Source organism: Leeuwenhoekiella sp. MAR_2009_132, from assembly GCF_000687915.1.
Lineage (GTDB): Bacteria > Bacteroidota > Bacteroidia > Flavobacteriales > Flavobacteriaceae > Leeuwenhoekiella.
Window position 1 is genome coordinate 662,146 of the sequence record NZ_JHZY01000004.1, and the last position, 24,686, is coordinate 686,831.

Here is a 24,686-nt window from a genome sequence, read left to right on the forward strand (position 1 = left end):
CAATTAAATATAAGTAAATTTTAAAGCAAAATTTCGTTTTGAAGGATTAGCGATTCTTTTAAATTATAGCGAAGAAAGTCGTAATTCATTAACCCCTCTTTTCGAATCTCTCGTTGTGATTTGTTCAGCTCAAGTCTTGCATTCAGCAATTTTATTTTACTGCAGTATACTGCCGTTTTTTTTTGTTTAGAAAATTGAAAATACAGCAGCACTAATGCTAAAGCCATTACATAAATAATATAAAAAACCACTTTCATATAAGCACTTTTAGTTACGGTAGTTATTGTAAAAATGAGTATTCTCCTTAAACACTAAATTGCCCGAATTTTAAATTAAAGGACTCTAAAATAAATAAATTTAAAATTGAGGATTTCTTAAATGCATTGAGAGCTCTTCGTTAATCTAAATAAAAAAAACTGCCCGACTTTAGATCAGGCAGTTATTGTAATTAAGTATTTAGAATGGTTAATCAAAAAATTCTTTCAACTCCTCATTTAAAAAAGCACTGGCAGATTTGTAAAGTCCGTCAGCCAATTTAACGCCATCGGTTTCTGCAAATTTAGCATTGGTACTTATGGTGCTGTAGGTGTTTTTTACAACAAATAAATCTCCAATATTGGTATAGGTGATCGAAGCACCCTTATCGTAGGCACTTGACTTGGTATCATCTATAACTCCTGAAATGTAAACCGGTTTCTTTAAATAACCTTTAGACTGAATTTTTTTCAATCCTGCCCCCTGGTAGAATTCTATAGTATTGGGTATGGTATACACTTCTTCCTGTCCTTTCATACGCAGTCCTTTTGTTTTGGGAGCCTGTACTGTATGCGTTCCCAGCATAAGATTTGTTTTAACCTGTGCATTTGCGCCAGATAAACTCTTAAACCAGTTAGAACCGGCTTCACTAAAATTAAGAGCCAGTTTAACTTCTATTATTAAGGCGTCGTTAAGATCTTTTGAGAGTTGATTAGGTCCTGAAACAGCTTTACCCACCATTTTTAAGTTACCCATAATTCCTGCTTTATTACTCGATTTACCTTCGGCTTCACGCTTACTTACCATAAAACTTGCTCCACTTGGTAAAATCTCAAGATAACCAGGATTGGCACTTTCTCGAATGTTAGGACCTTGCATACGCTCGGCATTTTTATAATAATCTGTTTTTGCTGCAGTTTCCACATCTATTAACGTGTAACCCTTAGCTTTAAGATCTGCTACAAATTCGCTGTACAGTTTATCAACCTGAGCCTGTAATAATTGAGCATCAACACCTTTAAGTCCTAACGCGGCTTGTGCAGTTGCCTCACCTCTTCCAATACCTCTAAACTCCTTTTCTTTTTTATAATCAACATCTTCACGGTAGACTTCTACCATTACCTGAAAATCAGATATGTAAACATTTTTAGACATTTTATCACTAGGCTTCTGTCCCCAATGATCAAGTTTTACATTCAATTCACTTACTTGTTGGGCAATTAAACTGTTATAACATACTAGCAGACAGAATACTGCTAAAAAATAATTTGTTTTCATAATTAAAAAATTAAAGTTTTTACACCTCAAAAGTGACTGATTTTCAAGCAGTAATCAATACGGCATTTGCCCTATATTTCTTATCCTCTAGTTTAAAATTGACTGTTATTTCTTCAGAATTCCTAAATAATAAAGCCGAAAGAAGAATTTCTTCAACTTCCGGCTTCGCGTAAAAACCTCAACACTCGAGATTTTTTTATACTTACTAGTTTTTGATAGTTATATTGAATTCCCCATCACTAAACTCTACTTTTTTAGAAGTATCACTAAGAAGATAACCGGTAAACTTGAAGGTTCCCTTTACACGCTCACCTTCTTTATATTCTGAAATTTTAATTTCCCCGCTAGTTGTAACACCACCAGCTGTAGAATAAATCTGCACACTATTAAAGTCTGATTTATTTGTAAGAAAAGAATACGTACCCGAGCTCATCGCATTGAGATTGTAACTGCCCACACCTTCAAAACCTATTATCGTTATTTGAATATTTTCAGAATCTACTGAACCTCCAGAAATTGTAATAACCTCAAAACCCGCAGAAGTATTAACTTCTGCAAGTGTCGCCTCAGGAAATGAGGTATATGATTTACCTGCTACAGTTGCGGTGAGTTTACCATCTACAGCATTGCTAACACCACCATCGTCATCGCTAGAACACGAAATTAGAAGTAGACCTAAAATAAAAGCTAAAAAGAATTTTGCAGTTGATCTCATGATTTGATTTTTAGTTACAAGACAAATGTCTCGTAAACAAAAACACAAAACCATTAGGCATTTGCCCTATTTAAAACTGAATGTGAGGTATTTGTATTTTAAGAGCAGTTATTTTATCGTCAAGTTTTCTAAGGAATTTCTTATGTTGTACTGAAGAAGGATTGAATGGACGATGTCTCAAGCCTCGTTGGATTTCTTCAACCTGAAGCATTATTTTTTGTGTTTCCGAAGCAAAATATACAAAAGAAAAGCGCTCCCAGATATAATCTACAGCGAGTTCATTAGGATGTATTAAATCACGATCATAAAATCTGTAATCACGCAATTCGTCCATCATTATCTCGTAAGATGGAAAATATTGAACCTTGCTATTACTAGTAATTATAGCATGTACTGCCGTGATTAAATGGGCTTTACTTCGCTGATTTTCTACAAAACCATCTTTAAGATGCCGTACAGGCGATATTGTAAATATGACCGAAGCTTGTGGGTTTATTGCCTCTACAGCTTTTACAATACGGTTTAATGCATGCTCAACCTCGACAACGCTAGCTAACTCTTTTGTGAATTTATTTTGGGCGATTTTATGGCAATTTGCCACAATCTTATTGTGTGAAATATGTCTATAACCCCAGGCAGTTCCTAAAGTTATAATTACGTGAGAAGCTTTTTTTATTTTATGCTGAAAGTCTTCTAACGCCGTATTTAGATTGAGTACGACTGTAGAATCTGTTGAAGCATTTAGATTAGAATGTGCATCTAATGAGACATAATAAGTATCTACTAATTCTACATCTAAGACGGTAAATTGCTCTTGAGAAACAGCGCGTTCAAAAAGACGTGCGATTGCTTCGGGGTGAAACAAAATACCAAAGGGGTTAGTAAGCGACTTAAATTTAAAGTCGCTTAACTTAGCTCCTATATGCTCAACAAAACAACTCCCTATTAAAAGCAATTCTGAGTCATAGTCTATAGGACGATCAGATTGCTTTAGCGGTATAGTTGTTTGTAATTTCAATACGTTGTTTTAAATGATGTATGATTTTACAGCACTCAAAGCAGCATCAATACCTTCGGGATTTTTACCTCCGGCTGTTGCAAAAAATGGCTGGCCGCCGCCACCTCCTTGTATGTGCTTACCTAATTCGCGTACAATAGTACCTGCGTTTAAATTTTTTGCTTTAGCTAATTCTTTATCAATATAACAACTTAGTAAAGCCTTACCTCCCTGTCGAGAAGCTAGCAGGAGAAAGAGATTATCTACCTCACCACCTAACTGAAATGAAAGGTCTTTAATTCCGTTTGCGTCAAGATCTACCTCTCGTGCCAGAAAATTAATTCCGTTTAATGCTTCTAATTCTGTTTTAAGCTCGCTTTTTAATCCCTTAGCTTTTTCTGCCAACAGAGATTCGAGCTGTTTTTTAAGTTCGTTGTTTTCCTCCTGTAAACTTTCAATAGCTTTTGCAGGTTCTTTAGTATTGTTTAACAGATCTCTTACCGCCTCAAGTTGCTCATCTTGCTCTTCAAAATACTGCATTACCGCATCACCGGTAATGGCTTCTATACGGCGTATCCCAGAGGCTACAGCACCTTCTGACTTCACTTTAAAATACCAGATGTCTGCGGTGTTAGCAACGTGCGTTCCTCCGCACAACTCCATAGACTTACCAAAACGAATAGCACGTACAGCATCCCCGTATTTCTCACCAAAAAGTGCAATTGCACCTTCTGCAATTGCCTGATCGTAAGGAATTGCGCGTTGCTCTTCTAAAGCTAATTGTTCTTGAATACGCGCATTTACAAATTGCTCTACCTGTTTCAATTCGTCTGCAGTTACTTTTGCGAAATGCGAAAAGTCAAAACGCAAATACCCACTGTGTACCATAGATCCCTTTTGCTCCACATGAGTACCTAAAATAGATCGCAATGCCTGATGCAATAAATGGGTCGCCGTATGGTTAGCAGCAGATCTGCTGCGCTGTTTCTCATCAACAACAGCCGTAAAGGTATTCTCAAGATCTTTAGGAAGGTTCTTAGCAATGTGTATAATGAGGTTGTTTTCTTTCTTTGTATCGGTAATATAAACTACATCACCGTTAGGAGCTTCTAAATATCCTTTATCACCTACTTGCCCACCACCTTCAGGATAGAAAGGGGTTAGATTAAAAACAAGTTGGTATTGATCACCTTCTTTAGCGGTATTTATTTTACGGTAGCGGGTAATTTTTACCGGAGTTTTTAGCGTGTCATAACCCACAAACTCTTCTTCTGCATCATCGCTTAAGACAGTCCAATCGCCAGCTTCAATTTTTCCGGCAGCACGAGAGCGGTCTTTTTGTTTTTGCAATTCAGCCTGAAACCCTTTCTCGTCTAGACTGAAACCTTTCTCACTTAAAATAAGTGCTGTTAAGTCTATAGGAAAACCATAGGTATCATATAATTCAAAAGCTTTTGCTCCAGATACTTCCTTACCTGTAGTCTCTGCCAGTATCGAATCTAATAAAATTAAACCCTGATCTAAAGTGCGTAAGAAACTTTGTTCTTCTTCCTTAATAACATTGTAAATTAAATTCTGTTGCTTTTTAAGCTCGGGAAAAGCTTTACCCATCTCATCAGAAAGAACATTTACCAGTTTGTAAATAAAGGGTTCTTTAGTATCTAAAAAGGTAAAACCATAACGTATTGCACGACGCAGTATACGGCGTATTACATAACCGGCACCAGTATTACTTGGCAGTTGCCCATCTGCGATAGAAAAAGCCACCGCTCTTACGTGATCTGCTATTACTCGTATTGCAATATCAGTTTCTTCTGTAACTGCATATTTAGAATTGGTAATGGTTTCGATTTCTCGAATTAAGGGTGTAAAAACATCGGTATCGTAGTTTGATTTTTTGTCTTGCAACGCCATACATAAGCGCTCAAATCCCATCCCGGTGTCAATATGTCTTGCAGGAAGATTTTCTAAACTTCCGTTAGCTTTACGATTGTATTGTATAAAAACTAAATTCCATACTTCAACAACTTGTGGGTGATCTGCATTTACCAGTGAAGCTCCAGATACTTTTGCCTTTTCTTCCTCGGTACGTAAATCAACATGAATTTCTGAACACGGCCCACAAGGTCCCTGATCGCCCATTTCCCAAAAGTTATCCTTTTTGTTTCCGTTAAGGATACGGTCTTTGGCAACGTGTTTACTCCACAAATCATAAGCTTCAGTGTCACGATCCAGATTTTCACTGCTGTCACCTTCAAAAATGGTAACATACAATTTGTCTTTATCTATTTTATAAACTTCAGTTAGAAGCTCCCAGGCCCAATTTATAGCTTCGGGTTTAAAATAATCTCCAAAACTCCAGTTGCCCAGCATTTCAAACATCGTATGGTGATAGGTATCCTTACCTACCTCTTCTAGGTCGTTATGTTTTCCGCTTACGCGCAGACATTTTTGCGTATCTGTCACCCGCGTATTTTTTGGAATACTGTTACCAAGAAAAAATTCCTTAAATTGGTTCATTCCTGCGTTTGTAAACATCAACGTAGGATCATTTTTAATAACCATTGGCGCAGAGGCTACAATGGAATGATTTTTGGATTTAAAAAATTCTAGAAATTTATCGCGGATTTCTTGAGATTTCATGTGCAGATTTTAATAGCGTTTAGTTAAACTAAAAGTGACACTAAACTATTTTTTATATTTGTTCGTTTTCCCCTTGGTAAAAGCGGATTTTGAGCCGAAAATTTTAACGCAAAAATAGAATAAATTAGCTAATGTCTAAGGTTAAATATTATTACGACAGAGATACCCTTTCTTACAAAAAGATTGAAAAGAAAAAAGGCCGCAAACTAGGTTATGTTCTACTATCTATTGGCGCTTCTTTCTTAGCCGGTTTTATCTTACTTCTTATTTACCTCAATATTCCAGATCTAGAAACACCCCACGAAAAAGCATTACAACGCGAATTGCAAAATATGAAAATGCAATATGGCGTACTCAATAAAAAATTAGATCAGGTTCAAACCGTTTTGGGAGAGATCGAAGAACGAGACAACAATATTTACCGCCTATATTTTGAGGCAAACCCTATACCCGATGAGCAACGTAAAGCCGGTTTTGGTGGGGTAAACAGATACAAAGACTTAGAAGGGTATGACAATTCTAAAAAAATCATAGAGACCAGTAAGCGTCTTGATATTTTAACTAAACAACTCGTAGTACAAAGCAAATCTCTAGATGAAATTGCTGTTTTAGCTGAAGAAAAAGAAAAACTTCTGGCTGCGATACCTGCAATACAACCGGTTGCTAATAAAGATTTAACACGTATTGCCTCGGGTTACGGTTTGCGATCTGACCCATTTACTAAAGAACGTAAAATGCATTGGGGTATGGACTTTACTGCTCCGCGAGGTACGCCTATTTATGCTACAGGAGATGGTGTGATAGATCGTGCAGATAATAATGCTACTGGTTATGGTAATCATATACGTATTAACCACGGTTATGGTTATGAAAGTTTATATGCCCACCTTTACAAATACAATGTAAAACCAGGACAAAAGGTTAAACGTGGAGATTTAATAGGTTTTGTAGGAAGCACAGGCCGTTCTGAGGGACCTCATGTGCACTATGAGATTTTTAAAGACGGTGAACGTATAAACCCAATTAATTTTTACTACGGAAACCTTTCGCCAGAAGAGTTTGATGTAATTTTACAAAAAGCACAACTCGAAAACCAATCCTTGGATTAATGCATATTCAACTGCCCGAAAAACTATATTACAGCATAGGCGAAGTAGCTGATGCCTTTGATGTAAACACATCACTTATACGCTTTTGGGAAAAAGAATTTGATGTCTTAAAACCAAAAAAGAATGCCAAGGGCAACCGTAAATTCACTCCTACAGATATAAAAAATCTGGAGCTAATTTATCACCTGGTAAAAGAGCGAGGCTTCACCTTAGAAGGGGCTAAAACTCATTTAAAAGAAAATAAACAACAAACATTAAACAAATTTGATCTTATTAGAAAGCTAGAAAACATAAAAGCTCAGCTTCAAGAATTAAAAGATCAACTCTAATCAATCTAACATGAAAAAAGGAATTATCGCAATTGTCGTAGTTGTACTACTTGGAATCATTGCTTACTCATTTTTTAAAGGTTTTTACAATACCGCAATCACATTAAAAGAAGATGCCGTTGCACAATGGGGTAACGTTGAGAGCTCGTACCAGCGTAGATCTGATCTTATTCCTAATATAGTGAACACAGCAAAAGGTTATGCAGAGTTTGAGCAAAAAACCCTAACCGATGTTATCGAGGCACGCTCAAAAGCTACAGGTGTTACTATAGATCCTACAAATATTTCTCCAGAGCAACTGGCACAATTTCAACAGGCACAAAGCGGTGTTAGCTCAGCATTATCTAGGCTTTTAGTTACGGTAGAACGCTACCCAGATTTAAAAGCAAATGAGAACTTTAAAGAACTTATTAACGAGCTAGAGCGTACAGAAAATCGTATAAATGTAGAGCGTAACCGTTATAATGAGGCAATTGCTCCATATAACAAACACATTAAAACATTCCCAAATAATGTGATAAATAACTTCATAGGTAACTTTGAAGAGATGGGTTATTTTAAAGCAGATGAAGGTGCACAAAATGCTCCTGAAGTAAATTTTGACTTCGACAAAAAGGACGCAGCATAATGGCATCTTTAGTAGAAGAATTTTTAACTGCGGAAGAAGAACAGGAAATCGTTAAAGCGATACGACAAGCAGAGCTAAAGACTTCTGGCGAGATACGCGTTCATTTAGAACGCGACTGTGAGCAAGAAGCTTTAGATAGAGCTAAGGTACTTTTTCATCAATTAAAGATGGATAATACTAAAGCCGAAAATGGCGTTCTTATTTATGTTGCAGTAGATGCAAAGAAATTTGCTATTTGTGGGGACCGTGGCATCAACAAAGTAGTTCCTGCAGATTTTTGGCAAAGTACAAAAGATCTTATGCAAGCTGAATTTAAAAATGCTCACTTTAAAACCGGCCTTGTAAAAGGCATAGAATCTGCCGGAGAGCAACTCGCGCATTTCTTCCCCTGGGATGATGATGACGTTAATGAACTCTCTGACGAAATATCGACCTCTTGATTTATTTACCTCGATTATATACCATTCGCCATTTATTAATTCTGGCATTGCTTTTTTGTCTTTCGGCAAAAGGCTTTGCTCAATATGATATCCCTGAAAAACCTTCAAAGCAGACCAGTGTTTACGATTATGCAAATCTGCTTAACGCAGGTCAAAAAGCTGCTCTAGAAAATAAGCTTGTTAAATATAGCGACACCACCTCAACACAAATTGTCGTCGTTGTAATACCTAGTACAAAAGGGGAAGACATTAGTATGCTAGGAGCAAAATGGGGTCAAAAATGGGGAATAGGTCAGGCAGATAAAGACAATGGTATTCTTATTACGTTAGCTACTCAAGATCGTAAAGTAGACATCAATACCGGGTATGGTATAGAAACTATTATTACAGATAGAATGGCAGAACAAGTCGTAAACCGGGTAATGATTCCGCAGTTTAGAAATGGAGATTTTTATGCGGGTTTGGACCAGGCTGCAGATGCTATTTTTCAAATGCTACAGGGCGAATATGAAGGTACACGACAGCAGGATAATTCTAAACCTGTGAGCTTACTGCCCATAATAATCATTTTTATTGTGATTGTTTTTATTCTAAGCCGTACACGTGGTGGTGGTAAAAATGGTGGTAGTCGCAGTGGTGCCGGCAGTTTGCTCGATGTAATTATACTTAGCAGTATGGGCCGTGGTGGTCTGGGTGGCGGTGGCTTTGGTGGAGGTTCATCTGGCGGTGGCTTTGGTGGCGGTGGCGGTTTTGGAGGCGGCTTCGGTGGTGGTGGCTTTGGAGGCGGTGGCGCTTCTGGTGGCTGGTAGATACTTTATCTAACTCGCAAGACTCAATATTTAAAAACGCATTTCTTGAATTCTTTTATAGACCTTATTCATCAAGTCACACAGTTCGGAACTAAAACTGTGATCCTAGATAACAAACACAAAACACTTAAAAAAGCACTTGCAGACGTTTATGCGCTTTATATAAATCTTGAATCAAATTTTGATCAACAGGTGTACAACGATGTAAAACGTTTAGACTATGGTATTGTGTACGCTCAGGTAAAATTGAATTTCCCAGATTTTGGATTCTATTCAAATTTAGACGGAATATTAGATCATAATAATAAGCTTCAAATCGAAAAAGGTGATGCCTTAGACGACCTTACAGACCTTATCTTAGATTTAAGCGAAGTGGCCTGGCGTTTAGAGAATACTAGTTTAAATGACGGTCTCTGGTATTTTAATACATTGATGCGTGTTCACTCAGAACAACATCTATTAAATCTTCTTCAGTATTTAAAAGCCTTAGAAGCTTAAAATTATTTTAAATACAAAACGACTCTTAGGTATAGAGTCGTTTTGATCTAACTATCAAAACCTGTTGTGTAAACAAAACAGGTCTTGATGTATGTTTTTATATCTATTTTACTTTTTGATACAGTTTTAAATCACGTGTATTTTTCTGAACAGTTACTGCAGCAAACATACTTAAGGTAAATGCCATACCATAAAACCCTTTTTCACTAAGCGTAAGATCTGCATTCCACAGCCCTACTATTAATAATAAGATTGAAGCAATTGTCGTAAACCAGCTTATACTGTAATAAATATCCGTCACTTCTATTCCCTCCTGTCTGTCCCGCACACTCTTCTGTACAGATATTACCGAGAATAACCCAAATAGTAAAATCGTAAAATAGTACCCTTTCTCGTTGAGTAACATAGAGGCGTTCCATAAACCGATGCAGAACGCAGTCATACCAATAAACAGAGCTGACCAGGCAGCAGATACAAATGCAGATGTAGGTTTACTGTTTAATACGCTGTGCTGCTTATTACTTTCAGAATTCAACGTGTTTTTCTCGTTTTCAAATGTAGTTTCCATACTAGTTGTTTTGATAATTAGATAACAAAGATGCCATGACAAAAGACAAATTGAAACTTCATTTTTTTTAAATACTTACTATTTAATTCATATCAATCTATATTTAATCCTTATATTTATTGGGTTAATCTTATCAATAACTTACGATTAAATGTCTGCTCTATTTCAATTAATAAATACCTTTACTGCTGAAGAGCAACATCAGGTTATACAGTTTTTGAAAAATAAAAACAGGCGAGGCGACACAAAAAACATTGAACTGTTTAAAAAAGTCTGTAAAGGTGAAACTCTAAATCTTCACGAGTCACTCTATAAAAAACCCAACCGTAATGCATACCACGCATTAAATAAACGCTTACTCGATAGCCTTCTAGATTTTATAGCTTCTAAAAGTTTTTCTGAAGAATCTGGCGAAGAGATGTTGACATTAAAACTCATTTTAGCAAGTAGAATTCTCTTTGAACAAAAGCTTAATAAACTAGGCTGGAAAACCATTTGCAAAGCAGAAGCACTTGCCGTTCATTATGAATTATATACCGCATTACATGAGATTTATGATACGCAGCTGCAATATGTACATCTAATTGAGCATATTAATTTTGAAGATGTTTTAGTTAAAAGCAGTAAAAATTTAGAACATCTTAATTCTGCTTTTAAATTACAACAAGCCTATGCATCATTAAAAAACCAATTGCAAAACACTACACCAAACGCATTAAACATTTTAGAAGATACCTTTAAGCGCTTTGACATTGTGCCTAATGAGGAATTCACCTATAAATCTTTGTTTCAGTTTATGGATTTATTGAGTGACACGGCAGAATTAGAGAGCGATTATTACCATATAGCCCCATTAATGGAAGAGGCTTTTATGTTTATAAAACAAAAAAACACTTCAGAAAAACACAGCTATTATCATTTGCAGATTTTATATCTAATGGCTTCAAATGCATTTAGAAATAAAAAATTCAAGAAATCAATTGCTTATCTTGAGGAGTTAAATACACAACTTATAGATAAGTATCGCAATCAATTTTACATTTCGGCTCTGGTGCTTAAATCGCTCGCATTAAACTATCTGGGACATTATAATCAGGCTATTTTACTTTGTGAAAACGTAAAAGATAAGTCTCCCAGAGAGCAATTGCTTTTAATGACACTTTATTTTCATCAAAATAGGTTTAAAGACGCTTATACAACTTATAAAAAGCTGAATCATAGTGATCAGTTTTATGAGAAACAGCTGGGCCTTCTTTGGGTTGTTAAGAAAGAAATCATTGCGCTGCTTTTATTAATTGAGTTAGATAAACTTGATCTTGTACTACAGAAACAAAAATCTTTACATAAACGATTCTTTAGCAAACTCCTTGCTTTAGGAGAAGAACGAGCGATACACTTTATTAAACTTGCAGGTATGTACTATGATAATCCGCAGATTGTAACAACAGTATCTTTTTTAGAACAGGTTGAAGGGTCTTTTAAATGGGTAGGTAATGACCGTGAAGATCTATTTGCCATGAGCTTTTATGCCTGGCTGAAATCTAAAATGTACAAGCGCAATCTTTACGAGGTTACTCTAGAACTCGTTGGCAAACATTCAAAACTAATCACACAACGATAAAATTATGACTCAACAAAAAGTAGACGTAGAAAAAATCCTAAATAGGATATTGATAGGGTTTCCTTCGCTGGTATTGACATTATTTTATATACCGAATGCTTTAGACAAACTAATTAATCACAGCCAAACCGGAAAAATAATAGAAAGTAGTGCTATAATGATTACAGCAGGTATTTTTATTTTAGCAGGAACAGTTCTTTTCTTATATAAAAAAACAATACTGATTGGAACAGCAATGCTGGTTTTGTATATGACCTTTATTGTTTCAATACATGTTTATAAAGGAAAACCTGCTGAAACTGTAATCCTAATTCTTGTAGCAACTATCTTCGCTACTCACATCAGAAAACCGCTATTATTTCATCAAAAATAGATTTGATTTATTGCCTAAATTACTACTTATTATTAAGCTTAATTATTAAATCTGAAGACGTTTTTAAGTCTTATATTTCTATTAAAAACCTTATAAATGAACTGTTTGAAGATCTTAGATTAGTCGTTAATCAAACCAATTATTCTCTCTTACCTCACCTTTCTTACCCAGTGTATTAAACTTATAGCTATAACTCAACATAAAATACTGCTGTAAAACGGTGCTTTGTACATCTTCTACATACGACTCTGTAGCATTACGACGCGAGTTTGTATTTTGGTCAAGCAGGTCATATACTTTAAAGGTAATTAACGATTTATCTTTCATAAAAGAATATGCAAGAGAAGTATTCCAAAAAATAGCGTCTCGCTGAAAATCTGCACCTACATTAGGGTTATAAACATATCTGATGTCATTTTCCCAGGTGAGCCACTTTGGAAAATAGGTAGTGGTACGTATGCGCATGTTATGCTGAGTAAAATTTCGGCCTTCGAAGAAATCTCTATTAAACGAAGTTTCAGTAAAACTAACTCTGTACTCCGGTCGAATCTCAAAGAGATCTTTCCACGTAAACCGAAGTCCTAAAGCTGGTGTATAACTCTTAGTCAAACTCGCATATTGATCTGCATTAAAGAAATTTACAAACCTATTTAAATTTCCGTAGGTGCTTAATTCTACTTTAAGTGTGCGTAAACTATCTAACTTAAAATCTTTATTATAGCTTAAACTCGCGTATGCATTATAGGTACCATCTACATTTGTAAAGGTGGTATTTCTTACAAAATTGTCATCTACCTGCGTTTGATTAACAACTTGATTATTAGTGACATTTACACTAAAATAACTATAGTAACCGGTTCGCGAAGCCCAATCATAGTTATTTAAGCCTAAGTTAAATGAATGCCTGTTTGTGGGATCAAGGTTAGGATTACCCTGTATTGTATTCAATGGATCTGAAACATCTACATATGGCGACAATTGTCGCACGTCTGGAGCATCGTTATTAAGACGATAACTCGTCCATAAACTCATTTTTTTATTAAACCTGTATCTAAAGTTCGCATTTGCCTCAACCGCATCAAAATCATTCTCAAAATCAATATCCCGCACCCGGTCACCATTCTCATCTGTAAGACGATCTTCACCGGTAAGCTTCCGCATAACATAACCTGCACTTAAACCTGCATTTAATTTCTCTCCATTATAATTAAATCCTAGCTCTGGTCGTTGATAGGTATTTTCACTTTTAAAATCGGTACTTTGAGGTAATATGATTTCGTTATACAATTGGTCTGTTGCGTCAAAACCATAAACGAGCTGCGTATTTGTTCTGCGTTCTGCATTATACTCGTATTTAGTCTCTACAAAAAGCTTTTTAGCGATAATAGGTAAGCGCCACGATACACTTGAATTAAATTTTTTAACCAGATCGTTTCCGTCTGTAAATTGATTTCGATCTATTTCTTGCGGGTCATTGCCAAAGACATCTGTTTGGGAATTTAAAAAATCATCCCGCTCATTATCATTACTACTCACATTTGCATTGGCTCTAATAAAACCACCTCCATTACCATATTTTTTAGTTGTGGTTAATCGTGTTTCAAATTCGCGATTGGTTCTAACACCACGGTTGTTGTATTCACTAACATTTACCTGCTCACCATCTGCATTTCTAGTAGATGATCTCCCAAAGTTGTTATTTCTTCCTTCAACATATCTCAATTTTGGTAAGATCTCAATCATAAGCGTAGAATCTATTTTAGCCTGAAAACGCATATTTGCGCTATGATTGTCTGTGCTGGTATTTGAAGAAGAAAAAGACTCTGAAAAAAAACGATTCTGAGGTAGAATATTTTCGCGTGAGCGGTTTGTTTCTTCAAAGCTATCTGCTGCCGAATAGAAGTAATCTGCAGAGGTTTCTATCTTTTCTCCAAAGTCATTAGCGAGATTTGCTCCCGCTGTACGAGAATTAGTCACTCCCTGACCTCCTCCAAAGCTTCGGCCATTAATATTAAATGACCCATTGTCGTTAAAAGCAATATAGTTAGCCCCGCCAAACATTTTCTCAATTTCTCCAAAACTAAATCCGGGGGAATTAATATTGTTTCCTCCTCCCAGAACGCTTACGCGTAAGTCATTGTCAAAATAATTAACAAGACCGGCATATTCAAAACGGTCATCTGTACCCGCACCTGCCGCAACTCGCCCAAAAATTCCCTTGTTTTTATCTTCGTCTATTGTGATATTTATCGTTTTATTGTCTGCATCTCCCTCTTCTCCAGCAAATTCTTCAGACTCAGTTTTTGTATCTACAACCTGTATTTTATTAATAATTTCTTTAGTAAGGTTACGTGTTGCTATGGTAGGATCGTCGCCAAAAAATGGCTTTCCATTTACTAAAATTTGATTTACAGGCTTCCCATTTATACGTATTTGCCCGCTTTCATCAACTTCTGCTCCCGGTAATTCTTTTAATAAATCTTCAAGCGTAGCATCTGGTTTAGTCTTAAAGGAGGCTGCATTAAATTCTAACGTATCTTTCTTAATAATCACAGGTGGAGTTCTCGACTTAACAATAACATCTCCTAAAGATTCTACCTGAAAATCTAAGAAAACCGTTCCTAAATCTAGATTGCTACTTTTAGAAATGTCTATTTCCCGTTCATAAGACTCATAACCTACAAAAGTTACAAAGAGATTAGCCTTTTCTAGTTGTGTACGTCCTTTTAGCTCAAAGCCACCATTGCGATCACTTATAGTATAAGTAATAACTGTGCTGTCTTTAATAGTTTCTAATACGACAGTTGCCGCTTCTAAAGGGGTTTTCTGCTCACCGTCTTTAAGATTTCCGGTTATTTTGAAATCTTGAGCAAATGTACAAATGGAGATTAAGCTTATTACTAAGCTTAGTAGATAGCGATTATTCATAAATGATTTTGATTGATGTACGAATTACAGCAATTAATTTATAACTATAAGATTAGTTATAGTATTTAAGATAATTTTAACACCTCGATCAGACTACTAATTAGAACTAATCCAAGTTTTTATCTTCTTCTACGGGACCCACCGGGTGAGCCGCCACTTTTACCTCCAAAGTTACTTAGCTTATAAGTTAAGCTCAACATCGCATATTGCGTTAAGATTAGACTGTTTGTATCCTGCACATAATCATCTCCTGTGATTCTCTGTGTATCTACTACCTGATCTAAAAGGTCGTATACTTTAAGCTTTACTGTTGCTTTCTCATCTAAGAATTGATATCCAAGACTAGTATTCCATAATATAGATGAGTTCTGAAAACCCGGAGAAACATTGCCATTATAGTTGTAGGTGATGTCATTACCAAATATGATATTTTTTGGCCAGAAGCTTGTTGCTTCAAATCCTACTCTATGGTTTATGAACTCTTGATCACGATTAGCATTTATTGAATATTTTGTATCGTTATAAGTTAAACTATAGCTAGGATTAATATTAAAAAGCTCCTGTATCGCATACGTAAAACTAATGCCGGGACTTATACGCAGTCTTTTTGAATTGAATAACGTACCGTTAGTAAAACCTACGTTCTTATCGTGATTACCCGTTAGACTTAATCTATATCTAAATTCACGTGCTTCTTTACGCGTATTTTTAGTATAAAAAACCCTTGCCGAAGCAGACATCGCTCCGTTTACATTTGCATAGGTAGTAGTACGTCTCAAATCTTCTCCTATAGTACTCACAGATACAACTTGATTTTCAGTAAAATCTAGAGAGAACGAACTAAAAATTCCGCTTCCTCCACCAGAACCAAAATTGAAACTTCTAAAACCACCTCCTATATTGTGGCTATAAGCAGGTCGCAATGCCGGGTTACCTATTACAATATTTAATGGGTTTGTACGGTCTGGAACCGGTTGTAATTCTCGTATAGACGGGGTATTTGCATTTGTGCGGTAATCTATATATATGCTTTTAGAACGTTGTAATTCATACCGAATACCTGTACGTATATACAGATTATTGTAGGTATTATCAAAACTTACAGGACTAAGCAGGTTGTCATTTTTTAAAATGGTATTTAAGAGACCTACATCTGCATTTATGCGCCATCCCTCGTGGTCGTAATTCAGTCCTACACTGGGTGTATTTCTATAGGTTTTTACTTCAAAATTACTACTAAGTGTATCATTACGTACGGTATAATCGCCGGTAGCATCAGCCTCAAAAACATATCTCGAGTTTGTAGACGATGATGATGATAAATTATAATTCAAATCCAGATAAAAGTCTGTTGCCAAAACTAATCGTTGCTCAATACCTAGTCCATATTGATATTCTTTTTCATCTTCAGCAATAAACTGATCTTGTGTTTCTGTACGGGCATTTGCACCAAAAAAGTTACTTTCAGAAAAATATAAATTATCATTCTCCTGATTGTTATATTCCTGCGAAAGGTCTAATCGCAAATAGGCGCCTCTACTCCCAAAACGTTTTATAAAATCAAGATTGTTGCGCACTCTTAAATTAAACACATCTTCCTGGTCTGAAGTTTCTGTGTTGTTTACTAAATCGCGGTTTCCATCAAGTGAGTTTGCATTTGATGTGCGCATAGATTTTAAGGTATTTGTATTAAAACGTGGTGAGAATGAAAGTCTGGTTAGCGTATCAAACTCTACTTCTACACGTGCATTTGCCCGATGCCTATCATTTAAAGCATTACTACTACTTTCAGAATTTGAGAAATAGGTCGTATCAGGTAATATATTTTCCCGCTCTCTGCGGCTTCGGGTATCTGTATTTGTTCGGTCAAAAAAGTAATCGCCGTTAAACTCGTATTTATCAGACCACTCGTTACTGTAATTTATCCCTGCAGTTTCAGACTTTGTAATACCTCCGCTTCTATTTCCTGCTTCGACTGCCCGTGCGCCGCTGCGACCCATCATCCCATAAACATCATCAAAGTCAAACCCAGAGCTATTTATATTATTTGATCCTGCGAGAACCGTTACACGCTCATTATCTTTAAAAATATTACCTATCCCACTCATCTCATAGCGATCATTTGTGCCTGCTCCCGCAGTTGCTCTGGCAAAATACCCCTTATTCTTATCTTCTTTGATGGTTATATTAATAGTCTTATTATCAGGATCACCCGCCTTACCGGTAAACTCTTCAGACTTCGTTTTTGTATCTACTACCTGTAATTTTTCAATGATTTCCTTCGGAAGGTTTTTAGTTGCAATTTTAGGATCATCTCCAAAAAATTCTTTTCCGTTTACGAGAATACGCGAAACCGGCTTTCCATTTATCGTAATGGCTCCGTCAGAATCTACTTCGGCGCCCGGAAGTTTTTTGAGTAATTCTTCAAGATTAGCATCTGGTCTGGTCTCAAAAGAGGCTGCATTAAATTCTAGCGTGTCTTTTTTTATAGTTACAGGAGCACGATTAGCAACCACGAGAACCTCATCAAGTAAGTTATCCTGAACTTCTAATTTTAAAACCTCAAGACTTAAAGTAGGCTGTATGGTTAATTTCTTGCGGTACGGTTTAAAGCCGGCGTAAGAAATAAAAAGGTTAACCTGCTTTTCTTTTGTAGTCCCTTCCAGTTTAAAGACTCCATCTTTATCTGTTATCGCATAGGTAACTAAACTACTATCACTTACTTTCTCTAGATATACCGTAGCAGATTCTAATGCAATACCCTGAGCATCTACTGTTTTCCCATCTATTAAAAAATCTTGAGCAGGAAGTGTTAATGTTAAAAAACAGAAAGTGAGAAGTAGTATTTGCTTCATAAGTCAATATATGTACTATTTACATTTATCGTTGGACTTATATAATGCGAGAAGGTTTAAAACAAAAAGCCACTTTTATTAAAAAGTGGCTTCTAAATCTATATTACTAATCTGTAATTTTATTTTTTACGAAAATATACCGCTATAGGAACACCTTTAAAATCGAAGTGCTCACGCAGCTTATTTTCTATAAATCGTTTATAGGGTTCTTTTACATATTGAGGTAAGTTACAAAAGAATGCAAACTGCGGATGCGGTGTAGGCAACTGCATACAATATTTAATCTTGATGTATTTACCCTTATTAGCCGGTGGAGGGTATGCTTCAATTAAGGGGAGCATCGTATCGTTAAGCTCACTGGTTTTAATACGTTTGCTTCGGTTCTCATAAACCTGTACAGCCGTCTCGATCGCTTTATAAACACGTTGTTTTGTAAGTGCAGAAATAAATACAATAGGCACATCGGTAAAAGGTTCCATTTGCTCCATAATAGCTTTCTCAAACTCACGGGTAGATTTATGATCTTTTTCAACTAAATCCCATTTGTTAACAAGAATCACAATACCTTTTCTATTGCGCTCTGCAAGCCAAAATATATTTTGAACCTGCCCGTCAAATCCTCTTGTTGCATCTAAAACAACCAGACATACATCACAATGTTCTATGGCACGTACAGAACGCATCACCGAGTAAAACTCAAGATCTTCTTTTACTTTAGCCTTACGACGTATTCCCGCTGTATCTACAAGATTAAATTCAAACCCAAAACGGTTATAACGCGTATCTATAGAATCACGAGTTGTACCCGCAATATCTGTAACAATATATCTGTTCTCTCCTATAAGTGCATTAATAAAAGAAGATTTTCCTGCATTAGGTCTTCCTACAACTGCAAATCGAGGTAAAATTGTTTCTTCAACAGGCTCTTCTTCTGGTAACGCTTCTACAAGAGCATCTAATAAATCTCCTGTACCACTACCACTTATACTGGCGATGGTAAAATAATTGCCTAGACCCAGACTGTAAAATTCTACTGCGTTTTCTTCACGCATTGCATTATCTACCTTATTCACTACAAGAAACACTGGTTTATTCACCCGTCTTAAAAGCGTTGCAACGTCTTCATCCATCCCGGTAACACCTGCCTCAACGTCAACAATAAAAAGTATAGCATCTGCCTCATCAATTGCAAGTTCTACCTGCTTGTCTATCTCTGCCTCAAATACATCATCACTCCCTTTTACATAACCCCCGGTATCAATTACAGAAAACTCACGTCCGTTCCAATCTGTCTTACCATAGTGGCGATCTCGGGTTACACCGCTTACGGCGTCAACAATTGCCTCACGACGTTGAATTAATCGATTAAAAAAAGTGGACTTCCCCACATTAGGTCTCCCTACAATAGCTACAATACTCATAATGCTGTCTTAGTGCTTTTAGCGCTGCAAAATTACGACAATTAAATACATCTGTAATACTGCAAAGAATATTACGTAAAAATCATTAAATCAATGAAATACCTAAGAACAAGCGCGTTTACAATTAAAGTTGACCTAAATAGTGTTAATAATGATGTTAATATGCAACTTCTAAAATCTACATGCTGTTACCTTGCGTATGTATTACCAAATAACACAGATATGTATTTACTTATGAAACGATTAATAATATGCCTTATAGTAGCTTTTAGCTTACAAAGCTGCAATTTACTTTCTGCAGCCGGGCTAAGCAGCGCCGGCCAACCTACAAAAGAAGTGCCTGCAGATTTGACTTCAACAACAGCAAATTCTGCTGTTAATGTAGATCATAGTGATTGGAATGCATTACTTAAAAAACACGTAAACGCCGCCGGTCTTGTAAACTATGAAGGATTTAAAAAAGACAAAACTAAACTTGACGCATATATTCAAAAATTAGCGGGTTACAATCCAGGAAATGACTGGTCTGTACAAGAATTGTTAGCGTATTATATAAACTTATACAACGCCAATACAGTAAGTCTTATCGTTGAAAATTACCCTACTAAAAGTATTAAAGATATTGATGGCGCCTGGACAAAAGCAATTGTACCTGTGGGTGATCGCAAACTTTCATTAGGTGGAATTGAAAATGGTATCCTTAGAAAAATGAACGACCCTCGTATTCATTTTGCAATTAATTGCGCTTCTATTTCTTGCCCTAAACTTTTAGATGAAGCTTATACTGCCGGAAAAATTAATGAACAATTAGATAAAGTTACTAAAGAATTTATTAATTCTGATAAGAATGAAATTTCTGCTAAAACTGCAAAAGTTTCTTCTTTATTTAACTGGTATAAGAAAGATTTTATCACCTCAAAAACTCCTACAGTTATTGATTATATAAATCAATACAGTAACACTAAAATCAATGCAGGTACGACTGTAACGTATAAAGATTATAACTGGAATTTGAACAAGCAGTAAAAAGCTTATGATGCCCTGCAACGAAAAATCCTGCAAATTGTAGGATTTTTCATTTCATATAAGTACACATTTATAGTAGCTTTGAGACTAACTACTTCTCCTAATTTTCTACAGACTAAATTTTTATGTTAAGCATAGTTATTCCGGTTCTTAATGAATCTCATAATTTACCTATAGTATTAAATCACCTGGTGGTTTACGCTGCTAAACCTCAAAATTTAGAGGTTTTAATTGTAGATGGAGGAAGCTGTGATGATACACTTAAGGTGGCTGAGGAATTTAAAAATGCTGGGGATGTAAAAACTAAAATAATAAATTCTAGTCGCGGGCGTGCTAAGCAAATGAATGCGGGTGCACAACAAGCGACCGGTAATATTTTATACTTCTTACATGCAGATTCTTTTCCGCCTAAAAATTATGACCACTATATTTTAGAAGAAGTAGCTAAAGGAAACCCTGCCGGCTGTTTTAAAATGGAATTTAACAGCAATCACTGGTGGTTAAAACTGGCAAGTTATTTTACAAAATTTAGATGGCGCGCATGTAGAGGCGGCGATCAAAGTCAGTTTATTACGCGTCGTCTTTTTCAAGAAATAGGAGGTTTTGATGAAAGCTACATTATTTATGAAGACAATATTTTAATAAACGAGTTATACGCCCGAGATAAATTTGTAGTTATTCAAGAACCGCTGGTTTCATCTGCGCGTCTTTATGAAAAATACGGCGTATGGTTTGTTCAATACCACTTTCTAATCATTTATATAAAAAAATGGTTGGGCGCTAATGCTGAAGAACTTCACGCATACTATCGCAAGAAATTAAAGAAATAAACCTGACTTATTTAAACATAAAAAACCCTATAAATAAAATTTACGGGGTTTTTTGATTCTTTAATTTTTTAGTTTACTCCTCGTAGTCTCCTATCAATTCTATAAAAACACCGTCAGGATCTTTTACTAATAATAGATATCGGTCTTCTGCTAATTTAATCGGTGTTTCCCCTTCAGTTTTAATCCCTTCATTGTTTATAGCTTCCATTATAGCATTTAAGGAATGTACATTCAAGGTTAAATACTGAAGTCCCAATTGCTTTTCAATAAAGGTATTTACAGGTTCTGCTTTACTTTCTGTATTAAAAGACACGATTTTCAAATTTGGCGATTCAGGAGAATCAGAAAATTTTAGAACATCTACGTGAAAAGGAATGTTATCTGAAAGACCTAATCGTTTTGCAAACGCACTGTCAATTTCAATCACTCCGGCATCTTGTAAACCTAAAATATCTTTATAAAAATGAAGTGATTTCTCACTGTTGCTAGATATTACTGCAGCTGTTAGCGCATTTGCTTTAAAATTTGATTCTTGTGCGTAACTCATATGATTTAATAAAAAAAGTATGGATATTAAATAGAACTTATATTTCATAAAAAAAGGTTTTTATAAATGTACTTATAAAAACCTTCAATTAAATTATATCAACAATTATCCTCTGCTGTTCACGTAAAATGCGTGAATGACACCAGGCAACCAGCCTAATAAAGTTAGGATGACATTAATGATAAAATCTTTTCCTATACCCTTATTCATAGCTACAGCCAGTGGTGGAAGTATAATGGTAATTAAAATAGTAAGTATTGACATTGTGGTTTGTTTTATTGATTAGGCAAACAAGGTATTAAGAATACATTTTTAACCCACTTAAACAAATCTTAATTGGCAAGAGTTTTACATTCTAGAGTACCATTTTTTAAGCACTTCTGCTGCTGGTTTTCCCTGAGGTGTAAATCGGTTATTTTCTTCGAGTACAGCCCGCTCGTGATTGTGAAACCATTTCCAGACAAAGCCACCGGCAAACCAGGGTTCATCCCAAAATTCTTCAAATACAGCTTCGTATAGATTTGATTGTGCTTCGGCATTCATTTTTCCTTCGTGGCGATCACTCGCCCACGGCTCTTTTCCCGCATAATCTGCACTTCGGTAACCAAATTCTGTAAACAAAATGGGTTTATTATGCTTTTTAGAAAGCGTTAGAAGTAATTGCTTATGATTCTTCCAACCTACTTTAGCGTCACTAATTGCCGGTGTTTCTAACTCTGAAACCGGAAAATAAGCATCTGCCCCTATATAATCGAGTTGACTCCAGAATGTAACTTTATCAACCTTATCCCAATTTTCGGCATAGGTAATTTTACCGGTATAAACTCCGCGTACTTTTTTAATGAGCTGTTCCCAAAACGCTTTACGCGCATTTGTAAAATTATACAACTCTGTACCTATACAAAAAATCTCAACATTTGTCTCTTCGGCAAGTGCCGCATATAATAAAATATAGGTTTCATAACTCTGCTCAAAAATACCCCATTCTTCCTCAGCATTCATTTGCATATCGCCCGTAAAAACACCTTTCCAAATCCAGATATGCGGCTTAAGCATGACCTTAATTTTATTAGCATGAAGTGCTTCTATATATTGTCTGGCTCCCTGATAACGCTCACCATACCATTGCCTTTCAGTATTAAATATAAGTTCGGGATTGTTTTGATCTCTTACAAAAGCAAATGGCATGATAGCCGCATGACTTGCTTTAATCTTTAAGACGGGTTCAATATGAGATTGAACTAAAGTATCTCTAGACGACACAAAACTTACTCCATTAATCTTATCCTGAATAACCGGCGTAGCAGAACAACCTATTAATACAAACAAAATAATGTTAGTTATAATTAAGGAAAACGACTTTTTCATAGATATCAAAAATACTTGAAATTTAGACAAGTTCTATTTTAAAATGCATCTTTAAAATAGCTGTATTGCCCGCTGTTTAAAGCGAGCAATGTCTTATCTTTAAATACAACCACATTCGATATACCGCTGTTTATGGAGGATATAGTTATTGTAGGTAATGGCATTGCCGGGGTTACAGCTGCCAGACATCTGCGAAAAAATTCTGATAAAAAAATAACAATTATCTCTGCAGAAAGTGATCATTTTTTTTCACGTACTGCTCTTATGTATGTCTATATGGGGCATATGCGCTTTAAAGATTTAAAACCCTATGAAGATAAATTTTGGGTTAAAAATCGTATCCATTTGAAAAACGCCTATGTTGAAAAAGTTGATGACACTAATCAAACCTTAATTTTAGCCGGTGGCGAAAAATTAACCTACGACAAACTCATTTTAGCCACAGGTTCTATCCCTGCTAAATATGGCTGGGAAGGTCAGGATCTTAACGGTGTGCAAGGGCTTGTTTCAAAGCAGGATCTCGAGCAGCTCGAAAAAACAGCCCCAAATAATCAAATTTGTCCTAAAGCCGTAATTGTAGGTGGTGGTCTTATAGGAGTAGAAATGGCAGAAATGCTACATACTCGCAAAATTGATGTTACGATCTTAGTTCGCGAACACGCATTCTGGTCTGGAGTTTTACCAGATGGGGAAGCTAATATGATTTCAAGACACATAATCTCTCACGGAATAAACCTAAGACACGAAGAAGAACTCGATAAAATACTTGATGATGGCAAGGGGAATGTACGTGCCATACTAACAAAAAAGGGCGAAGAACTACCGTGCAATCTGGTAGGTATAACTACCGGAGTTAAACCTAAAATCGATTTTCTTAGCGAATCTGGTATAGAAACAGACAAAGGTATTCTGGTAAACCGTTTCTTAGAAACAAATATTAAAAATGTATATGCCATAGGTGATTGCGCCCAGCAACGGGAAGCCATAGGCTTACGCAAACCTATTGAGGCGGTATGGTATACCGGCAGAATGATGGGTGAGACTGTTGCTCAAACTATCTGCGGAACACCCTTTGAATACAAACCCGGAAACTGGTTTAACAGCGCCAAATTTTTTGATATTGAATACCAGACCTATGGTTGGGTTTTTAGTACTAAAAATAAAAAAGAATACGAGAAGCATTTTCATTGGAAACACGACAATGACAAAATATGCATTACTATAGCATACCATAAAGAAAACAAAGAATTCTTAGGTATTAACTCCTTTGGAATTCGAATGAAACACGAGGTTTTTGACCGCTGGTTGAATGAACAACGCAGTATAGATTATGTAATTGAAAACCTGCAGTTAGCAAACTTTGATCCTGAGTTTTACAAAAAACACGAGAAGACAATTAAAGAAACCTATACTTTGAGCTCTAAAGCTGAAGTGTAGCTTATCATTAA

At 35.9% G+C, this 24,686-nt stretch carries 23 protein-coding genes and 1 pseudogene; 11 read left to right on the plus strand and 13 right to left on the minus strand.

Annotated features, from left to right (window positions below; translation table 11 throughout):
• Nucleotides 1–20 precede the first annotated feature (20 nt).
• From P164_RS11300 to alaS, 5 genes are all read right to left on the minus strand, one after another.
• On the minus strand, nucleotides 21–257 hold the full coding sequence (locus P164_RS11300; RefSeq protein WP_028376487.1) for a hypothetical protein: 237 nt from the start codon (nucleotides 255–257) through the stop codon (nucleotides 21–23).
• A 208-nt stretch (nucleotides 258–465) separates the two neighbouring features.
• Nucleotides 466–1,533, minus strand: a complete 1,068-nt coding sequence (locus P164_RS11305; protein WP_028376488.1) for a hypothetical protein — start codon at nucleotides 1,531–1,533, stop codon at nucleotides 466–468.
• Between the two features lie 205 nt (nucleotides 1,534–1,738).
• Nucleotides 1,739–2,248 (minus strand): DUF6252 family protein, encoded by a 510-nt coding sequence (locus P164_RS11310; protein WP_028376489.1) that lies wholly within the window; start codon nucleotides 2,246–2,248, stop codon nucleotides 1,739–1,741.
• A 70-nt stretch (nucleotides 2,249–2,318) separates the two neighbouring features.
• Complete coding sequence (locus P164_RS11315) at nucleotides 2,319–3,266, minus strand: GSCFA domain-containing protein (protein ID WP_028376490.1); 948 nt, start codon at nucleotides 3,264–3,266, stop codon at nucleotides 2,319–2,321.
• 9 nt (nucleotides 3,267–3,275) lie between these two features.
• The gene (alaS, locus tag P164_RS11320) at nucleotides 3,276–5,888 is read right to left on the minus strand and encodes an alanine--tRNA ligase (RefSeq protein ID WP_028376491.1); all 2,613 of its coding nucleotides are present in this window, start codon (nucleotides 5,886–5,888) and stop codon (nucleotides 3,276–3,278) included.
• Between the two features lie 131 nt (nucleotides 5,889–6,019).
• Here alaS and P164_RS11325 point away from each other — a divergent pair, with 131 nt between their 5' ends.
• Genes P164_RS11325 through P164_RS11350 form a run of 6 tightly spaced genes read left to right on the plus strand, consistent with a single transcriptional unit; the run spans nucleotide 6,020 to nucleotide 9,701 of the window.
• A complete protein-coding gene (locus tag P164_RS11325; protein ID WP_028376492.1) occupies nucleotides 6,020–6,997 on the plus strand; it encodes a M23 family metallopeptidase in 978 nt (325 codons plus the stop codon).
• The gene (locus P164_RS11330) at nucleotides 6,997–7,326 is read left to right on the plus strand and encodes a MerR family transcriptional regulator (RefSeq protein WP_028376493.1); all 330 of its coding nucleotides are present in this window, start codon (nucleotides 6,997–6,999) and stop codon (nucleotides 7,324–7,326) included. Before P164_RS11325 ends, P164_RS11330 begins: the two co-directional genes overlap by 1 nt.
• 10 nt (nucleotides 7,327–7,336) lie before the next feature.
• Nucleotides 7,337–7,954 (plus strand): LemA family protein, encoded by a 618-nt coding sequence (locus P164_RS11335; protein ID WP_028376494.1) that lies wholly within the window; start codon nucleotides 7,337–7,339, stop codon nucleotides 7,952–7,954.
• On the plus strand, nucleotides 7,954–8,394 hold the full coding sequence (locus tag P164_RS11340; protein WP_028376495.1) for a TPM domain-containing protein: 441 nt from the start codon (nucleotides 7,954–7,956) through the stop codon (nucleotides 8,392–8,394). Before P164_RS11335 ends, P164_RS11340 begins: the two co-directional genes overlap by 1 nt.
• Nucleotides 8,382–9,203, plus strand: a complete 822-nt coding sequence (locus tag P164_RS11345; RefSeq protein ID WP_410503391.1) for a TPM domain-containing protein — start codon at nucleotides 8,382–8,384, stop codon at nucleotides 9,201–9,203. The genes P164_RS11340 and P164_RS11345 overlap by 13 nt, the downstream gene beginning before the upstream one ends.
• Nucleotides 9,204–9,248: 45 nt before the next feature.
• A complete protein-coding gene (locus P164_RS11350) occupies nucleotides 9,249–9,701 on the plus strand; it encodes a hypothetical protein (RefSeq protein ID WP_028376497.1) in 453 nt (150 codons plus the stop codon).
• A gap of 103 nt (nucleotides 9,702–9,804) precedes the next feature.
• Here P164_RS11350 and yiaA read toward each other — a convergent pair whose 3' ends face one another.
• Nucleotides 9,805–10,269: an inner membrane protein YiaA gene (gene yiaA, locus P164_RS11355; protein WP_028376498.1), complete on the minus strand. Its 465-nt coding sequence runs from the start codon at nucleotides 10,267–10,269 to the stop codon at nucleotides 9,805–9,807.
• A 151-nt stretch (nucleotides 10,270–10,420) separates the two neighbouring features.
• Here yiaA and P164_RS11360 point away from each other — a divergent pair, with 151 nt between their 5' ends.
• Both P164_RS11360 and P164_RS11365 read left to right on the plus strand, forming a co-directional pair.
• Nucleotides 10,421–11,890: a tetratricopeptide repeat protein gene (locus tag P164_RS11360; RefSeq protein WP_028376499.1), complete on the plus strand. Its 1,470-nt coding sequence runs from the start codon at nucleotides 10,421–10,423 to the stop codon at nucleotides 11,888–11,890.
• Between the two features lie 4 nt (nucleotides 11,891–11,894).
• Entirely contained in the window at nucleotides 11,895–12,263 is a 369-nt protein-coding gene (locus tag P164_RS11365) for a hypothetical protein (RefSeq protein ID WP_234405856.1), read from the plus strand.
• A gap of 126 nt (nucleotides 12,264–12,389) precedes the next feature.
• Here P164_RS11365 and P164_RS11370 read toward each other — a convergent pair whose 3' ends face one another.
• From P164_RS11370 to der, 4 genes and pseudogenes are all read right to left on the minus strand, one after another.
• Nucleotides 12,390–15,191, minus strand: a complete 2,802-nt coding sequence (locus P164_RS11370; RefSeq protein WP_028376501.1) for an outer membrane beta-barrel protein — start codon at nucleotides 15,189–15,191, stop codon at nucleotides 12,390–12,392.
• Nucleotides 15,192–15,310: 119 nt separating this feature from the next.
• Nucleotides 15,311–16,783 (minus strand): outer membrane beta-barrel protein, encoded by a 1,473-nt coding sequence (locus P164_RS19185; protein WP_410503392.1) that lies wholly within the window; start codon nucleotides 16,781–16,783, stop codon nucleotides 15,311–15,313.
• 933 nt (nucleotides 16,784–17,716) lie between these two features.
• A pseudogene (locus P164_RS19190) lies at nucleotides 17,717–18,046 on the minus strand (carboxypeptidase-like regulatory domain-containing protein); the annotation flags it as partial.
• Nucleotides 18,047–18,165: 119 nt separating this feature from the next.
• Complete coding sequence (der, locus tag P164_RS11380) at nucleotides 18,166–19,470, minus strand: ribosome biogenesis GTPase Der (protein WP_028376503.1); 1,305 nt, start codon at nucleotides 19,468–19,470, stop codon at nucleotides 18,166–18,168.
• Between the two features lie 219 nt (nucleotides 19,471–19,689).
• On the opposite strand from der, the gene P164_RS11385 reads away from it, so the two are divergent.
• Together P164_RS11385 and P164_RS11390 are read left to right on the plus strand one after the other, a co-directional pair.
• A complete protein-coding gene (locus tag P164_RS11385; RefSeq protein ID WP_117434333.1) occupies nucleotides 19,690–20,493 on the plus strand; it encodes a DUF547 domain-containing protein in 804 nt (267 codons plus the stop codon).
• A 125-nt stretch (nucleotides 20,494–20,618) separates the two neighbouring features.
• Nucleotides 20,619–21,323, plus strand: a complete 705-nt coding sequence (locus P164_RS11390; protein WP_028376505.1) for a TIGR04283 family arsenosugar biosynthesis glycosyltransferase — start codon at nucleotides 20,619–20,621, stop codon at nucleotides 21,321–21,323.
• 73 nt (nucleotides 21,324–21,396) lie between these two features.
• Here P164_RS11390 and P164_RS11395 read toward each other — a convergent pair whose 3' ends face one another.
• The 3 genes from P164_RS11395 to P164_RS11405 all read right to left on the minus strand — a co-directional run bounded on the left by P164_RS11395 (nucleotide 21,397) and on the right by P164_RS11405 (nucleotide 23,199).
• The gene (locus P164_RS11395; protein WP_081817368.1) at nucleotides 21,397–21,918 is read right to left on the minus strand and encodes a VOC family protein; all 522 of its coding nucleotides are present in this window, start codon (nucleotides 21,916–21,918) and stop codon (nucleotides 21,397–21,399) included.
• Between the two features lie 57 nt (nucleotides 21,919–21,975).
• The gene (locus tag P164_RS11400) at nucleotides 21,976–22,134 is read right to left on the minus strand and encodes a YqaE/Pmp3 family membrane protein (RefSeq protein WP_081817369.1); all 159 of its coding nucleotides are present in this window, start codon (nucleotides 22,132–22,134) and stop codon (nucleotides 21,976–21,978) included.
• A gap of 84 nt (nucleotides 22,135–22,218) precedes the next feature.
• The gene (locus P164_RS11405; RefSeq protein ID WP_234405857.1) at nucleotides 22,219–23,199 is read right to left on the minus strand and encodes a glycoside hydrolase family 113; all 981 of its coding nucleotides are present in this window, start codon (nucleotides 23,197–23,199) and stop codon (nucleotides 22,219–22,221) included.
• Nucleotides 23,200–23,370: 171 nt separating this feature from the next.
• Between P164_RS11405 and P164_RS11410 the strand changes: the two genes are divergently transcribed.
• The gene (locus tag P164_RS11410; protein ID WP_028376508.1) at nucleotides 23,371–24,675 is read left to right on the plus strand and encodes an NAD(P)/FAD-dependent oxidoreductase; all 1,305 of its coding nucleotides are present in this window, start codon (nucleotides 23,371–23,373) and stop codon (nucleotides 24,673–24,675) included.
• Nucleotides 24,676–24,686 lie beyond the last annotated feature (11 nt).

What these genes read in the sequence shown, in the direction of transcription:
- P164_RS11300 (WP_028376487.1), bottom strand. Translation starts at nt 257, where the DNA reads ATGAAAGTGGTTTTTTATATTATTTATGTAATGGCTTTAGCATTAGTG.
- P164_RS11305 (WP_028376488.1), bottom strand. Translation starts at nt 1,533, where the DNA reads ATGAAAACAAATTATTTTTTAGCAGTATTCTGTCTGCTAGTATGTTAT.
- P164_RS11310 (WP_028376489.1), bottom strand. Translation starts at nt 2,248, where the DNA reads ATGAGATCAACTGCAAAATTCTTTTTAGCTTTTATTTTAGGTCTACTT.
- alaS (WP_028376491.1), bottom strand. Translation starts at nt 5,888, where the DNA reads ATGAAATCTCAAGAAATCCGCGATAAATTTCTAGAATTTTTTAAATCC.
- P164_RS11325 (WP_028376492.1), top strand. Translation starts at nt 6,020, where the DNA reads ATGTCTAAGGTTAAATATTATTACGACAGAGATACCCTTTCTTACAAA.
- P164_RS11330 (WP_028376493.1), top strand. Translation starts at nt 6,997, where the DNA reads ATGCATATTCAACTGCCCGAAAAACTATATTACAGCATAGGCGAAGTA.
- P164_RS11335 (WP_028376494.1), top strand. Translation starts at nt 7,337, where the DNA reads ATGAAAAAAGGAATTATCGCAATTGTCGTAGTTGTACTACTTGGAATC.
- P164_RS11340 (WP_028376495.1), top strand. Translation starts at nt 7,954, where the DNA reads ATGGCATCTTTAGTAGAAGAATTTTTAACTGCGGAAGAAGAACAGGAA.
- yiaA (WP_028376498.1), bottom strand. Translation starts at nt 10,269, where the DNA reads ATGGAAACTACATTTGAAAACGAGAAAAACACGTTGAATTCTGAAAGT.
- P164_RS11360 (WP_028376499.1), top strand. Translation starts at nt 10,421, where the DNA reads ATGTCTGCTCTATTTCAATTAATAAATACCTTTACTGCTGAAGAGCAA.
- P164_RS11365 (WP_234405856.1), top strand. Translation starts at nt 11,895, where the DNA reads ATGACTCAACAAAAAGTAGACGTAGAAAAAATCCTAAATAGGATATTG.
- P164_RS11370 (WP_028376501.1), bottom strand. Translation starts at nt 15,191, where the DNA reads ATGAATAATCGCTATCTACTAAGCTTAGTAATAAGCTTAATCTCCATT.
- P164_RS11385 (WP_117434333.1), top strand. Translation starts at nt 19,690, where the DNA reads ATGTATTTACTTATGAAACGATTAATAATATGCCTTATAGTAGCTTTT.
- P164_RS11390 (WP_028376505.1), top strand. Translation starts at nt 20,619, where the DNA reads ATGTTAAGCATAGTTATTCCGGTTCTTAATGAATCTCATAATTTACCT.
- P164_RS11395 (WP_081817368.1), bottom strand. Translation starts at nt 21,918, where the DNA reads ATGAAATATAAGTTCTATTTAATATCCATACTTTTTTTATTAAATCAT.
- P164_RS11400 (WP_081817369.1), bottom strand. Translation starts at nt 22,134, where the DNA reads ATGTCAATACTTACTATTTTAATTACCATTATACTTCCACCACTGGCT.
- P164_RS11410 (WP_028376508.1), top strand. Translation starts at nt 23,371, where the DNA reads ATGGAGGATATAGTTATTGTAGGTAATGGCATTGCCGGGGTTACAGCT.